Source organism: Lyngbya sp. PCC 8106 (genome assembly GCF_000169095.1).
Classification (GTDB): Bacteria; Cyanobacteriota; Cyanobacteriia; order Cyanobacteriales; family Microcoleaceae; genus Capilliphycus.
In genome coordinates this window covers 58,831-73,425 of record NZ_AAVU01000039.1, presented here as the reverse complement: position 1 = coordinate 73,425, position 14,595 = coordinate 58,831, and the positions used below count along the sequence as shown (strand labels likewise).

Sequence of the window (14,595 nt, the reverse complement as noted above, 5' to 3'; positions counted from 1 at the left end):
AATCTCAATAATCCGATGAATAATAACGGAGGGGTTAATTCTCCCGATAATCTCAATAATCCGATGAATAATAACGGAGGGGTTAATTCTCCCGGTAATTCAACTACTAACGATCCCGGATATATTGGTGTTCCAGCTCGATAATAGATTGTAACTTAAGATTGAAATTGAGTAAATGGCTGCTGAGAATTTTACCATTAATTTCGATTCTTTAATCCCCAGTCTTTAATGAGGTTCGGGGATTTCATAATTGTTCAGCATAATTTTGAGATCTCTCAAACTTTGTTTCAGACGACGAGAAACCGTCATCACACTTATATTCATTTGTTTGGCGACTTCTTTGTAAGTTAGATTTTTAAAGAAAACCAATTCTAAAATATCCCGATTTTCTGCTTTCAACTTCAATAAAGCCATTTCTAAATCTATTTTTTCTTCTTGAGACATTGAAGCATTTGGATTGGAATCAACAATTAATTCACCCAAACAATGTTTTTCATTGAATTCGTCATTGAGCGGAATATCCAAACTCAACACCGAAGAATTTTTGACAGTGAGTTTAACCTGATTCCACTTCTCTATCGAAATTCCCAAACTGTTCGCAATTTCTAAATCAGTGGGTTTTCGGTGTAACTTTTCCTGTAACAAAATCACCAACTTTGCTGCTTCTTGTTTTAACTGAGAACAACGACGCGGAACCCGAATTAACAAACTTTTATCGCGTAAATAATGTAAAATTTCACCGCGAATATAAGGAACTGCAAAAGAGCTAAATGCACAACCTTTAGTGAGATCAAACCGTTCTATCGCTTGAATCAGCCCAATACATCCAATTTGAAATAAATCATCATAACTTTCTGGACATTTTTTAACCCAGTGATGTACTTCTTGGCGCACCAAACCCATATTCAGTTGTACGATTTGGTTCCGAATTGATTGACAAGGAAACTGTTTATATTCTTGAAGTAATTCCAGACTACTTTGTTTGAGACAACGGGGTGAAGTCAAAGTATTGATCATAATTATGTTGAATGAGAGTTGAGTGGCTATTTCGTCGCAATCTATTGCTAGATATCCGACTTTAGACGTGTTAGCTTTGAGATTAGCTTTACTATCGCCCAACTCAACTCCTTTTTTCTTCACCCAAGTTGGTGATTTGTAGAATCACCCAAAAGCAGGAATTTATTCAGAATCTCGATGAACTAAACTGGGAGAAAATGCTGGTAAACAAACGGCTATATATTCTGCTCCTTCTTCACTAGGACTACTATACCGCACCCATTCCCCTTTACTGGCAATCACAGCTTGTCCTGCATGAATCTCCATTTCACCGCCTTCATATTCTACCCGCAGCATTCCTTTTAAAACAATTGTAAATTCATCAAATTCTGGACGCTGACCGGGTTCCATCCAACCACTCGGAGAATTCATGTGAGCAATACTGATGGCTTCTGTTTGAGAATTGACCCGACCAATATATTCATCAATCTGTTTGGGTTTATTTCCCGCAGGTTCAATGCGAGTTGCTTGTTCTATTCGGATTGGCATAATCTTTAACGAGAAACACAATAAAGAAAAATTACACCAAGTTTAAAGCCTGAATTTCAGGGATTAACAATTTTTCGGAGTTTATTAAGATACGCGCGTCAGTGTTTTGAATAATGGCTGGATGGAAACACCCAAGACATTCAGTTGGGTACAAAGCCTAGACCTCGAACCCATCCCGGTGTCTTCAAAACATTGACCTAAATGCTACTCTTAAAATCATAGATAACTTTCTTTGAGACTCATTTAGGAGAAGCTTTATGGTAACAGTTGCTCAGTCTCGACCCAGTGAACGAGCTATGTTCATTCAGAAAACGTACATACACTTGGCTGGGGCGGTGGGTTCGTTTGTTTTGGTTTCCATTTTGTTGTTTCAACTGGGGATAGCCGAAGCGTTAACCAATTTTGTGATGGGGAGTCGGTTTAGCTGGTTAGCAATTTTGGGAGGTTTTTCACTTCTGGGTTGGTTTTCGCGAAGTTTAACGGCAAAAGCTGATTCTGTGGAGACTCAATATGCGGGTTTAGGAATTTATGTCCTCGCCCAAGCGTTGATTTTTGCACCCTTGCTTTACATCGCGGCTTATTTTTCTGACCCAACGGTTCTCCCCACCGCAGCGATTTTAACGTTGTTGCTGTTTGGTGGCTTAACGACTATTGCTCTAACGACAAAAACAGATTTTACCTTTTTGGGTGGAATTCTGAAAATAGGGGGCTTTGTGGCTCTGGGATTGATCTTATGTAGCGTTCTTTTCGGCTTTACTTTAGGTCTTTTGTTCTCGGTGGTAATGGTTGTCTTTGCTTCGGCGACGATTTTGTATGATACCTCAAAAATCATGCGCCATTACTCGAAAGAACATTATGTGGCGGCTTCTTTAGAACTGTTTGCGTCTGTGGCGTTGCTGTTCTGGTATGTGTTGCAGATTGTTATGTCTGTCTCGCGTCGCTAAAGTCGGCAAAACGGGAGGGGAGAGTGGTGAGGTAAGAGTTGATCTCCCCCTCTCCCCATTTTGTGAATTGTTAGGCTAAAACGGGTTGTTGGGGCCAACGCTTAACGGCTTTTCCAATCACTGCCATTTCTTCCATCAAACGGTCAAACCGTTCGGGGGTTAAGGACTGTGGGCCGTCAGAAAGGGCTTTTGCGGGGTTGGGATGAACTTCTATCATCAACGCATCAGTTCCCGCCGCGACGGCTGCTAAAGCCATTGTGGGAACGTATTCGGCTAAACCGGTACCATGACTGGGATCAATCATAATCGGTAAGTGAGTCAGTGATCGCAATACTGGAATCACAGACAAGTCTAAAGTATTACGAGTGTAGCGGCGATCAAAGGTGCGAATTCCCCGTTCACAAAGGATTACATTGGGATTTCCGGCTGCTAAGATGTATTCGGCTGCCATGATCCATTCTTCAATGGTGGCGGACATTCCCCGCTTCAACAAGACTGGCTTATCTTGGGCGCCGACTTTTTTGAGGAGAGGGAAGTTTTGCATATTGCGGGCGCCAATTTGGATGACATCCGCAACTTTCCCGAGTACGTCTAGGTCTTCGGAGTCCATGAGTTCGGTAATGATCCCTAAGCCGGTTTCTTCTCTAGCTGCGGCTAATAGATGTAATGCACTTTCTCCGTGTCCTTGGAAGGCGTAGGGAGAGGTACGAGGTTTGTAGGCGCCTCCTCGCAGAAACTTCGCGCCTGCGGCTTTAACTCGTTTGGCGGTTTCTACAATCATTTCTTCGTTTTCGACTGAACAAGGGCCTGCCGTAATCACGAGGGGATGATGTTCACCGAAATAAACGGTACCTGCGGGGGTGGGAACAGCGACTTCGCTGGCTTCTCCGTGACGATATTCCCGACAAGCTCGTTTAAAGGGTTTTTCAACCCGTAGCACTTCTTCAATGAAAGGACTAATTTCTTGGAGTTGTAACGGGTCTAGGTCTGCGGTTTCTCCGACTAGACCGATGACGACCTTATGCTGACCCACAATTTTTTCGGGGGTAACATTCCAAGTGGTCTGCAACTCGTCAGTTAAGCGTTCTATTTCGGCTTCGGGTGAGCCGACTTTCATTACAATAATCATTTATTTCTATTATTCCTATGGGGTCTGTGGTTGATTTGAGTCAGGGGTGGGGCGTTGGAAGTTATGACTATCTCGACACCCTCCCACTGCTTTCATAAAGATCACTTTAACCTATGACCCACGCCTTAATTTTTCAGTTTTTAATTCTTAATTTTTGTTCTACTTTCTTGTCGCGCTTCTTTCCAGGCTTGTACGGTGCGTCCTAAATTCAGTTTGAACTCTTGCCAGCCGACTATACTTCCTGTTTGGTCTTCATCCCAAGAGGTGGAGAAAATTCCATAACTCAATCCCAGAACGCTTAAGCCAAAACAACCCAGACTCGCTAAGAAAACGGCGGTGTTCGGAAGAACAAACACTTCATTAACAATGATAAAGTAACTCCCAACAAAGATGCTGATTGCCATAAATAGCGGTACACCCGATAATAAGGCCATTCGAGACAACATTCGCTGACTCACGACTTCAGGAATAGTGGTTTCTTCCCGCTGGGTAGACCGTTTGGAGGCAGGTTGGGCTGATGTTTTCTCCCTTGTCTTGCGAGTTGCACGGACAGGGGGTTTGTCGGTTGTTTCCGGTTCGGCTGACTGAGATTGAGCTTTTGACGCTTTTTTCCGACTTTTTGCGGGTTCAAAGGGCAGGGGTTGGCGTGGGCGTTCGGAAGACATGGTAATATTTGCTCTGGGTGAGGGATTGAGGACGTACAGGCTTCAAGAGCTTCGGGCTTTTATCCCCGAATTCCCAATTGTTGAATGAGGGCGCGATATTTATCGTTGTCTTTGTTGCGAATGTAGGCGAGCAGACGCTTACGATGTCCGATCATTTTTAAGAGTCCTCGGGTTGAGGAATAGTCTTTTTTGTTTTGTTTGAGGTGGGCGCTGAGTTGGTTGATGCGTTTGGTGAGCATGGCAACTTGTATTTCCGGTGATCCGGTATCAGTCTCGTGAACTTGGTGTTCGGTGATGATTTCTTGTTTCTGTTCTTGGGTCAGACTCATGGCTTGAAATTGGGTTTAGTTTCTAAAATTTCCACAATTGTTAATCCTATCATATTTCTCTTGGGTGTGAGCTAATGCTGATGCGGCTTCAAGGTTTCAGGGGTTGGATGATTGATGGGGAGGTGGGGAGGTGGGGAGATCGGGAGATGGTGAGTCCACCCCCGTGCGCGGGTTCCCCGCGTTGAGGGGAGTGGCGAACCCGTGCGCGGGAGGTGGGGAGATGGGGAGATTTTGCCTTTTGATCTGACAACCTCGGGAGGATGTCGTCAGGTGCGATCGCCGCTTATACTATACTGGCTGTAGTTGCCTAGCATTGCAATAATATCGTGTTAACACGCATTGACTTGAACTGAGAAGATGTCAAAGCCAGTGACGTGAAAAACACATTTTTGGGTTTCGGGTGTATCTGTCAGGTTTTGTCATAATTCTCATTTTTTTATGGTTGATTTAAAGTTGAATTATTTGTCAATTTATTTGTTGATTGCACTTGAACAAAGCATTGATATTGGGATTTGGGTCGGCGCTGGACTTGTGGCTTTAGTGAGTATTTTTGCGCTCAAAAATTTAATTCAAAATAAAATCATTAATCGCTTTTTTTCGCCGTCAAAGTTGGAGCTTTATAAACAGATTTTCAATCCTTACCAATCCCTGATTTTAATAGTGGTGGGATTAGCAGGGGCGGAATTTTTTCTATTGTCAATACCGCTCTCAAAATCTTTAGCAAGTCTAGAAATTATTGTGAGTTTGAGTTTAGCCATTACCGCGAGTTGGTTGGCTTCTCAAGTTTTCAAGCAATTTTTTGATATTTATATTGTTAACAACGCGGCTCGAAAACAGGGACGAAGTGTTAATAGTGAACTGCTTTTAGTTGGGAAGTTTGTGGCGAATACGGTGATTATTATCATCGCTATTGTTACTTTTGCTCAAACTCATCAAATCAATATCTTTGGTTTACTCGCAAGTTTAGGTGTGGGTGGACTAGCGGTGGCGTTTGCGGCTCAAAGTACCTTAAGTCAAGTTCTCGGCGGAATTGTCTTATATTTAGATCGACCGTTTGTTGTTGATGATTATATTGGTTTACCGGATGGAACATTTGGCAGAGTAGAATCGATTGGTTTACGTTCAACTAAAATCAGAACTTCAGGAAAAGGAACATTAATGATCGTTCCCAATAGTTCATTAACCGAAACAAATATCGAAAATTATACAGGCGCTCGTAAAGTAATTTCAATTTTAGGATTAGTCTTTCATCGTGCAATGAGTGCAGAAGAACAGGCTCTCATTCGCCAAGTTATTCTAGAAGGAACTCAAAACACTTATGGAATTGATCCGCGAGGAACTGATGTGATCTTCAGAGACTCAAAAGAAGTGACTGGAGGAGATAAAACTCACGCCCAAGTTACTTTTTTCATTTTAGGTTCGGGTCAAGAAAATGTAGAATTGCGTCGTCAACTATTACAAATTGCCAGTCAAGATATCAACCAGATTCTTCAACAATATGGTATTCCATTTGAGATGGAAGAACAAAATATTTACGTGAATTCACCTATTACTGTTTAATCTATGAAGTTTGCTAATCCACTTGATCCCGACTCCCAAATTTTTATCGGTTTAAGAGACTCTGCAATTCCCAACCCTGTTATTTTTGTCCTGTTTGTTCTTCTTTCTTTTCTGTTTGGTCGATATGTTCCAGGAATTCTGAGATTTTTTGCCAGTAAGTTTTTACCCCCAAAGGGAAAGAAAATTATTGATGAATTTATAATTCCTCTGGAGGAGTCTGTCAAACTGGCGGGAACATTTATGTTAATTTCCCTTTCGTTAGTTTGGCTCAATGATAATCCAGCATTATACCGATTTATTAAACCGTTTGTAGATTTCGGTGTTATTGCCACTGTAGCTTGGTTACTCTCCCGAATTTTTCGCCAAACGCTTTTAATTTATGGCATTCCAATTGTACAGAAATATGGTTTAGAAGTAGACGAAACCTTTCTGATTTTTGAAACAGTTGTTAATGTGATTATTGGTTTTGTTGCAGCGACTACTTATGCTCAAAGTCAAAATTTTCCACTGACAGCATTGTTAGCAGGTGCGTCTATTGGGGGTGCAGCAATTGGTTTTGGGGCGCAGAGTACCTTTGAACAACTGTTAGGAACAATTGTATTGCGTTTAGATCGTCCGTTTATCCGGGGTGAATATGTAAGGCTTGAAAATGGCACTTATGGACGGGTGGAGTCTATTGGGTTGCGTTCGACAAAAATTCGACTGGCGGCGAAAGGAACGTTGGTGATTATTCCCAATTCTAATTTAATGAAGTCGGAAATTGAGAATATTACCCGAGGTAAAAAAGTGATGGTTTTGTTGTATCTCGATTTTACTCACTCGTTGGCAGATCGGGAAAAAGCGATGGTACAACAAGCGATCAAAGAATGTACAGACTCGGTGTTTGGGATTGATCCAGGAAGTACGAATATTGCACTCCTTCAACATACCGACACGGGGAATACTCGGGCGAGAATAACGTTTTTTATCTTGGGTTCGAGTGAAAACGCCATCACGCTGAGAAAGACTTTATTAGAATCAACAAATAAAAGCATTTCTAAAAAGCTGGAACAGTACAATATTTCTTTCTCAATGCAAGAACCGAATATTTATGTTGATTCACCCGTGACGATTTAAGGGTAGTGGGGAAGGGTTGACATCCTTTCCGCGTTGGATTGACCTGTTTTGTTTGACTTGTGGAATCGGTGTTGATTTATTAGTCATGCGTAGCTTCAGGTTAACCCCACAACATGATTCTAAGCGATCGCGCTCCGGGTTGTCAACCCCCTATTCTTTTGACGCGCGGCCAAAGGGAGGGGTCATCAGGGATAATGATTGAAAAGGGAATGTTTTGGAATGGGAATGAGAAGATATGGACTGGCAAAGGGTGGTTAACTCGATTGATGAGTTTGTGTTTTCGGAAACTGGGAAACATTTGGATAGTCTGCAATTGGCGATTTTAAAGGGAGTGCTAAATGGTCAAAGATATGCGGCGATCGCGAAGCAGTACGGATGTAGTCCAGGTCATGCAAAAGATAAGGGATACGAACTGTGGAAGTTGTTGTCAGAGGTATTTGAGGAAGAGGTGAATAAATCAAGTTTAGTTGGTACAGTTGAGCGTTTAGGATTTTTTAATTATCAGTCTTCTTTTATTGGAAATAATGTTCGCGTTGATACTATTAATCTTTGTAGTAATTCTGAAACAGCTAATTCAGACAATCAGGATAAAGTTGATCCGGAATCTAATGGTAAAAATACTAGCTCTGAAGATATAGGAGTTGAACAGGTATTGCAAGAGACTAAATATAAGGCTGTGGATAAACTCAGTAAACTAGGTTTAACACCGGAACAAATTGCCGAATCTTTAGATTTACCCTTACCAGCAGTTCAGAATTGGATAGAGTAACTTCATGTTAATTTTTATATTTTAAATTATTGGCGATCGCAAGATGGTTTTTGTATAACGCTATTGGGTTCTACACTATCCATAAGCCAGGTGTTTTTATTCCGGTCAAAAATCAAATTAAATGTCAAATTTTCACAGGAAGTCTGACCATTTTTCATGTGATATTTCAACCAAACTTTTACTTTGGCTTGGCTGTTACTTTTTGCAAACGTCTGGAACGCATAGACTTCAACTTTTTAAACGTCAACGATATATATCATAACTAATCATCGGTTATTTTATATTCATAAATTTTCCAAGTTCCATTATCTTGTTGAAACCAGTAAGTTACATTTTTTCTGTAGGTTTCTAATGGGCTATTACAACCGTGCGAAGAGGAACCCTTAAGCTGTAATCTTTCATAAATTATGATTTTCAAAAGCGGTGTTACTTTTGATTCCTTAAATGACCACACTTTTTCAATATTGGAAAAATCATAAGTATAATAACAACCTCTATCTTTTAACCATCCTTGAGAACCTTTCGATCCTTCTTCCGATTTTTCAAGAATTCTCTGATAAAGTGGACCTGTAGTATACTGAGCGACTAAACTACGACTGAAAGGAGGTGCAAAGATCTTAGACTTAGCATTATACCATCCTTTAAGAATATTAATCGCTTCTGATTCCGTCAATACATTTTTAGATTTAGCTGTTGATTGAGTAGCAGTCTGGGAGGAGTTTGATAGAGTATTGTTAGATAAAATTGCCCGTTGAGATTGAGGCTTAATTAATACTACTGCAATAATCAAAGCACCAGCAATAACACTACCGATAATTACCCGATCTTGCCAATCCATGCCTTGTTGATTTTCTTTCATATCTAATGGCTTCCTATTTGATTAGGTTTTACAGCATATCTTAAATAATTTTATGGGAATTTTGGGGATTATGATTTTTTTCTAATTCTTCTTGTCTCCTTTTTCTTTCGCTTTCTTGAGAATTCACAAAAGATTCTGCCAATTGGTCTTCAAGATTTGGAATATGAGCTACTTCTGGTAACTGTTGATAAGGTTGACTCCCTTTGGTTTGCTCTATAAAAGCATTAGGTGATAATTCAGGAGGAATTGGTGCAGTTGGAGGAGAACTAAACACTAAACTCGCTAAACTAATTCCTACGTTTGCCAACTGAAATACATCACCTAGCTTCACCTTTCTTTGTTCGGCAGTCTTAATTTGTTGCACTAAAAACAACATATATTTTTCACATTCATCAATTTCATGTTGATAAGTAGATGACAGTTTTTCAAACAAAGGTTCAAATTTATCGAATTGTTGATCGTGCCAAGTCGATTTAAGATTGTCCCATTGAGTAGCTACCTTTCCCCACTCTTGTTGTAACGTTACTCGAAATTGATTTAACTGCTTTAACAAGCACTTAGCATCTTCTAAGTTAAAAGAAGTTGGTTTAACCATATCTCACCTTTTCCTGATTTATAGGTCAGCTAAACGTCCAGACAATTTTTGTTTTTTATCTTCATTAATTTTAATTTGTTCTCGAACCAATCTGATGTATTTATCGCTTTCTTTTTCCGCATCATTATAAGTTGAGATAAATTTCTCAAATATCGGTTCAAATTTATCAAATTGTTGATCGCGCCAAACTGATTTAAGATTGCTCCACTGGTTCAAAACCCTTGACCATTCATCACGAATAGCCTCGTGAAACTGTTCCAGTTCTTTAAGTAGATCTTCTGCATCTTGAGCATCAAATGAAGTTTGAGCCATAACCTTTTCTCCTTTTATTTATAATTTTGATCAAACTCTTTCAAGATATCATCAAACTTTCTGAGCCATTCTAAGGCATCGTCTCCCGCTTCTAAGGCTCTTTGTACCATGTCTTTGGTTTGGTCGAAATCTTTAGTAAATTTGTCTTTACTTTCTCCTTTCCAAGAATCATCACATTTTCTCCAAGCTCCTTCAACTGCCTTAAATTTATCAGTTGTTAAATCTTGAAAATCAGACAAAGCTGCAATAAATTTGGCTAACTCTTGTTCGTCAATATCCAGATCTTTTGACATCCTACAATCTCCTAATCACGTCAACCGTTGTTCAAAATTATGGCAGTATTCGCCAATTTCTTCTTTCGTGGGGACTGCATAAGGCTTAAATTTCTCTAAACCTGCTGTCGCCGAATCATCACGAAAATAAGCTCTGAGTCGTGGCAACTTTTCAGCATAGACTTCTCCTAATAGTAATCGAGAATCATCTCCCGGCATTGTCAAGCCAACCCGCAGGTCAAAATGGGTGAGCCAAGAACGATTATCCCCGGTCAGTTTGAGAAATGTTTTCATATCTTCTAACCAGAAAATAGTATGGATACCCAATTCAGACCCTTGAGAAATTAGCTTGAGTAGTTTTTCGGCGTCTTCGGAAGGTTCTTCACTACGACGACCCATAACGGGACGCAAATTTTGCGCTCGGTTTAACCCTCCCACCGCATAGACAAAAAATAGGGAATCTCCTAAATCATCGGGATTTTGGTCTGGGTTTTCTTCTCTTTGTTTTAAACGTCTTTCAAATTCTTCATAGGTCTGGGTTAATAAAGTTTCAGCTTTAATAACTTGACAATCTGGATCTGCAAAACGTTTAGCAATTTGGGTGGGGAAGTAAGAGTTAAACGCATTTCTGAAATTGAGGGTCATTTCTGTCCAGTGATTATCTTCATCAGGAATGGATAAATCAGCAATCATAAACCGTGCTTTTTGGGGTTGATAGCAATGAATTAAACTGATTAATATTCCCCCAATAATTCCAAAAACAATTTCTTCAGAAGATCCAACTATCATCATGTTATTGCGGGGACGACGACGGAAAATCGCTTTGGTGTGATTGCCAATTCTCATCGGTTCTCCCAGCCAAGCAACTCCCGGAGTTTCTTGAACTATCCAATCTGGTTCTTTAATAATTTGTTTATTTAATTCTTTCAGGGAGAGCCATTCAGTCATCTCGGATAATTTAACTAATTGTCGATTATGACTTAATTTAGTCGGTCGAGATCCATTAAATAAAATTAAAGGTTCTGAGCGTTGATAATTATTTTGATTGACAATAGACTGAATATTAACTAAAGCATTGTATCTTTCTTTAGCAGAAATATCAGCGACTTGACCGATCTCATTTTGATTTTTCTTACCATAATCTTTGTTATAGATCACTTTACCAGGCTTATCCAGCAAATCTACGGCATCGGTATTTCCTTCTGCTAATACTGAAGATGCTGTACTTTTATCCATTTGCTGTGCCATTCTCAGGTCAATCTGTGAGTAAATACCTCGACTCATATTCGGCACATTAGGAGACTGAGATGCAATTAAGAAATGAATCCCAAATGCACGTCCTTGTCGGGTTATATTATCCATTACTGTGTTCAGATTGCGGGTAATATTATCATTTTCCTGGAACATATACTGAAACTCATCAATGACCACTAAAATGCGTGGCATTTTTTCTCCAGTTTTATCTCGGTAATCTTGCAATTTGTTTAAGTTTCCTGCCGATTTAAACTTGATGCTGCGTTCTTCGATTTGTTTATTGACATACTCTAAAACACTTAATCCAAATTCGCGATCGCTTTCAATCGAGACAATTTTGGCATGGGGTAAAGCTTTTTCTTCGTTCAATTCTTCGGTATTCTGAGAAGTTTCTCCCTTTTCTGGATCGACGTACATTTGAAACTCTACACCCTCTTTAAAGTCAAGCAAATATAACTCCAACTCATCGGGAGCATATCTCAGCGCCAAACTAATAATAATTGCATGAAGCGTATAACTTTTACCCGAACCTGTTTTACCCGCTAACAAACCATGACTGACCAGTTGTTTGTCTTCATTTTCACCCAACCAAAATTCTAATTGATCCATTGCACCCATTAAACCGATAGGCGCTCTGATTTCTTTCCTGCTATCCTCAGACCATGCTTGTTGGGGATAAAGTTTGGAAAAGGGTAGAGTTTCTACGCTAACTTTTTTCGCTTCTTCTGTAATGATTTGTAGGATTTGATTGAATTGTTCATTACCTGGTGGTTCATCTAGTGCAACTTTGAAAACCAAATCATTAGGTAACTTCAACTCAAATAAAGTGTGACTGGTATTTTGAGATGAACGAAAATCCTTTTGTCGAGCCGCAGCTTCTTCAGTCGGATTGATATCTAAACAAGTTAGTTCAATTTCGTCTCGACTATTAATTGAGTAAACTTTAACTACAACTTTTTGTCCGACAGAAACCGCTTGTTCGGGTCTTTCTATTCTTCTATCTACTAATTTGTTGGTTGGTACAAATCCTTGGGTATCGGGCAGAAATTCAACATAAGCACCCCCAGATGTCAAACTCGTAACATATCCCGAATAAACATTGCCCTGCTTGGGTTTTGCTCCCACATTCAAGCCATGTGTCGGGCTAATAACGGTACAAAAATCCTCAAATGTTCTGTAGTCAAAGTTTTTCGGTTTTTCTAAACTTTCGTCAATATGTAAAATCACATAAACACCCGCCCTAGACCCATTTAACAAGATACTTTTCAGATCTTCCCACGAGTTGTTGTCAAAGCCACTCGGAAAATCAGCAATAAATAAATAGCGATAGGGTTCTGCTACAGACTGAGCGGCAATATTATAATCTTCGATGCTTTGATAATTTTTCCCTAAGTAGTTTTGCAGAACTTGTTCAATATGTTCGGTCAACCCTCGCAGTTGTTCTCTGATATCATCACTGCGAGTATAGGTTTTCTGACCTGAAATAAATTGATGTAAATTCTTGAAGGGAAAAGTATTTCCCATGCTTACCGGGTCAATAAATATTCCTTTTAATTTTCTGACGGGGAAGGTACTGACGACTCGCAAAGCGATAGACTCTAAACCCGCAAGTGCGGCTTGTCGCGATTCCGCATCACTGCTAAAAATTGCAATGTGTCCGGGCTTAAAGTTGGTTAAATGATTGGAAAAATCTCGGATTGGTATCAATGCTGGAACTCTAGCGGGTGGCTGCACTTGCTCCAGTAAAAATTCACCAATTCGTAAAACACCAGGAGCCAGACCACCATTTTGAGGTTTATAGCTATCCCTATTCTCTGAAGGTGTCCAACGGGGATCATTCCATGAGGCTGATAATAAGCGGGGGTGATCTAGTTCACTTCTAATTTCGGTAATGTTTTGTTGTTGCTGTAACCATTGTTGTTCAAATAAATCTTTTTGATAGTCAGCCACTTGCCCAGCAAGTTTTATTTCCTCATAAATATGCGAAATATTAAGCAGTCCTTGATTTTTAACTTCTTGTTCTTTTTCATTATATTTAATCTCACTGGATTTGATTTCTTCCTCCACTTGTTCAATTTTTTTATCAAATTCAATTTCAATTGATTGAAGTGCAGGCTCTAAACGCACGCTTTCTTGATTAATTTGATATTCTAATTCGGATTGATGAAGCTGTTTTGCTTCTCGTTCTTGAATGAGTTGTTTGATTTCTTTAAATATTTTTGAAAGACCTTTCATTTTCTTTTTTGTTCTATTTTATCTAAGACAATAATACCCAATTTGCCGTCAACCTTGTCAATTAAAAATGCTACTATTTATCTTTTTTTTGTATAGATATACCATCAAAAATAATGATAAAATATGCAGATGTAAAAAATGCAGGAATCCAGAAACGACCACTGGGCATAGACATGGGAACCTTGCTAAATAAATGTGTTATGATAACAGCAAAAACTACTACAGAAATCAAATAAAGCATTTTTTGTGTTTTTAGAGATTCCAGATTTTGATTCATCTGTTGCAATAACTTCACAGTTTCTGATCGCTCTCCTTTTAATTGTTCTAAAATCGATGATTGGTTGATTTTGGATGCTTCTAATTCATTTTTTTGAGTTTCTTTTAAACTTGTAATATTTTCATTTTTTGCGTTTATATTTTTTTTCTTTTCTTGAACAAGGGTTTTCAATTTTGCTACAATATTTGATGTGTTTTGGAAATAATTATTGAGACGAATTCTATCTGTAGTTTGATAATTAATATTCTCAGCCTTTGCTAAGGACAAAATATTATTGCAGCCCAATTCTTGTGCTAATTTATAAGCTTCTTTTTTGCGAGAATTATGCCAACTCAATTCTAGTTGAGCATCTAGCAGCTTTAAATGTTGAGTATTGATAGCATCAAGAGCTTGGTAATAGTCTTGAAGAAGTTTTTCGTCTGGAGTTGCTTGAACGCTTTGACTCATTGTTTTGCCTTCCCAGAGTAATTTGTTAAATCAAGTAATTTTAGTTTGAAGACTGTATGTAACTTGCTATACGGAAATCGTTCTGGATTGGACTGCTCGCTTAATGTAGCCCCTCAAACTTGATAACAAGCTGTTACAATATCAAATATTTGACACATCATTTTGGCAGTGACTTTATTGTAATTTGGTCATATTAATACTGGCAAGTCGGGAAAAGGCGGAAAAAGGCGGAAAAAGGCGGGAGTTTGATGAATAAATATAAATATTTCGGATAGCAAAAAATAGAA

The 14,595-nt window shown here is 39.1% G+C and carries 15 protein-coding genes; 4 read left to right on the top strand and 11 right to left on the bottom strand.

Annotated features, from left to right (window positions below; all coding sequences use genetic code 11):
- Positions 1-225: 225 nt before the first annotated feature.
- A complete protein-coding gene (locus L8106_RS22125) occupies positions 226-1,140 on the bottom strand; it encodes a sigma-70 family RNA polymerase sigma factor (RefSeq protein ID WP_009786691.1) in 915 nt (304 codons plus the stop codon).
- Positions 1,141-1,179: 39 nt separating this feature from the next.
- Positions 1,180-1,545: a cupin domain-containing protein gene (locus L8106_RS22120; protein WP_009786690.1), complete on the bottom strand. Its 366-nt coding sequence runs from the start codon at positions 1,543-1,545 to the stop codon at positions 1,180-1,182.
- Positions 1,546-1,802: 257 nt separating this feature from the next.
- Here L8106_RS22120 and L8106_RS22115 point away from each other — a divergent pair, with 257 nt between their 5' ends.
- A complete protein-coding gene (locus tag L8106_RS22115; protein WP_009786689.1) occupies positions 1,803-2,489 on the top strand; it encodes a Bax inhibitor-1 family protein in 687 nt (228 codons plus the stop codon).
- A 70-nt stretch (positions 2,490-2,559) separates the two neighbouring features.
- On the opposite strand, the gene aroF is transcribed toward L8106_RS22115, so the two are convergent.
- From aroF to rpsO, 3 genes are all read right to left on the bottom strand, one after another.
- Positions 2,560-3,618 (bottom strand): 3-deoxy-7-phosphoheptulonate synthase, encoded by a 1,059-nt coding sequence (gene aroF, locus L8106_RS22110; protein WP_009786688.1) that lies wholly within the window; start codon positions 3,616-3,618, stop codon positions 2,560-2,562.
- A gap of 140 nt (positions 3,619-3,758) precedes the next feature.
- A complete protein-coding gene (locus L8106_RS22105; protein WP_009786687.1) occupies positions 3,759-4,283 on the bottom strand; it encodes a PAM68 family protein in 525 nt (174 codons plus the stop codon).
- 59 nt (positions 4,284-4,342) lie between these two features.
- Entirely contained in the window at positions 4,343-4,612 is a 270-nt protein-coding gene (gene rpsO, locus L8106_RS22100) for a 30S ribosomal protein S15 (protein ID WP_009786686.1), read from the bottom strand.
- Positions 4,613-5,050: 438 nt separating this feature from the next.
- Here rpsO and L8106_RS22095 point away from each other — a divergent pair, with 438 nt between their 5' ends.
- The 3 genes from L8106_RS22095 to L8106_RS22085 all read left to right on the top strand — a co-directional run bounded on the left by L8106_RS22095 (position 5,051) and on the right by L8106_RS22085 (position 8,057).
- Positions 5,051-6,172, top strand: a complete 1,122-nt coding sequence (locus L8106_RS22095; RefSeq protein ID WP_009786685.1) for a mechanosensitive ion channel family protein — start codon at positions 5,051-5,053, stop codon at positions 6,170-6,172.
- Positions 6,173-6,175: 3 nt separating this feature from the next.
- Entirely contained in the window at positions 6,176-7,288 is a 1,113-nt protein-coding gene (locus L8106_RS22090; protein WP_009786684.1) for a mechanosensitive ion channel family protein, read from the top strand.
- Between the two features lie 235 nt (positions 7,289-7,523).
- On the top strand, positions 7,524-8,057 hold the full coding sequence (locus L8106_RS22085) for a hypothetical protein (protein WP_009786683.1): 534 nt from the start codon (positions 7,524-7,526) through the stop codon (positions 8,055-8,057).
- A gap of 262 nt (positions 8,058-8,319) precedes the next feature.
- Here L8106_RS22085 and L8106_RS22080 read toward each other — a convergent pair whose 3' ends face one another.
- From L8106_RS22080 to L8106_RS22055, 6 genes are all read right to left on the bottom strand, one after another.
- A complete protein-coding gene (locus L8106_RS22080) occupies positions 8,320-8,916 on the bottom strand; it encodes an ARC6/PARC6 family protein (protein WP_009786682.1) in 597 nt (198 codons plus the stop codon).
- 40 nt (positions 8,917-8,956) lie between these two features.
- Positions 8,957-9,511 carry a hypothetical protein gene (locus tag L8106_RS22075; protein ID WP_009786681.1) on the bottom strand — a complete coding sequence of 185 codons (555 nt, stop codon included), beginning with the start codon at positions 9,509-9,511 and terminating at the stop codon, positions 8,957-8,959.
- An 18-nt stretch (positions 9,512-9,529) separates the two neighbouring features.
- Positions 9,530-9,823 carry a hypothetical protein gene (locus L8106_RS22070; RefSeq protein ID WP_009786680.1) on the bottom strand — a complete coding sequence of 98 codons (294 nt, stop codon included), beginning with the start codon at positions 9,821-9,823 and terminating at the stop codon, positions 9,530-9,532.
- A gap of 14 nt (positions 9,824-9,837) precedes the next feature.
- Complete coding sequence (locus L8106_RS22065; protein WP_009786679.1) at positions 9,838-10,116, bottom strand: WXG100 family type VII secretion target; 279 nt, start codon at positions 10,114-10,116, stop codon at positions 9,838-9,840.
- 15 nt (positions 10,117-10,131) lie between these two features.
- Positions 10,132-13,584 carry an FtsK/SpoIIIE domain-containing protein gene (locus tag L8106_RS22060; RefSeq protein WP_009786678.1) on the bottom strand — a complete coding sequence of 1,151 codons (3,453 nt, stop codon included), beginning with the start codon at positions 13,582-13,584 and terminating at the stop codon, positions 10,132-10,134.
- 73 nt (positions 13,585-13,657) lie between these two features.
- A complete protein-coding gene (locus tag L8106_RS22055) occupies positions 13,658-14,308 on the bottom strand; it encodes a hypothetical protein (RefSeq protein WP_009786677.1) in 651 nt (216 codons plus the stop codon).
- Between the last annotated feature and the right edge of the window lie 287 nt (positions 14,309-14,595).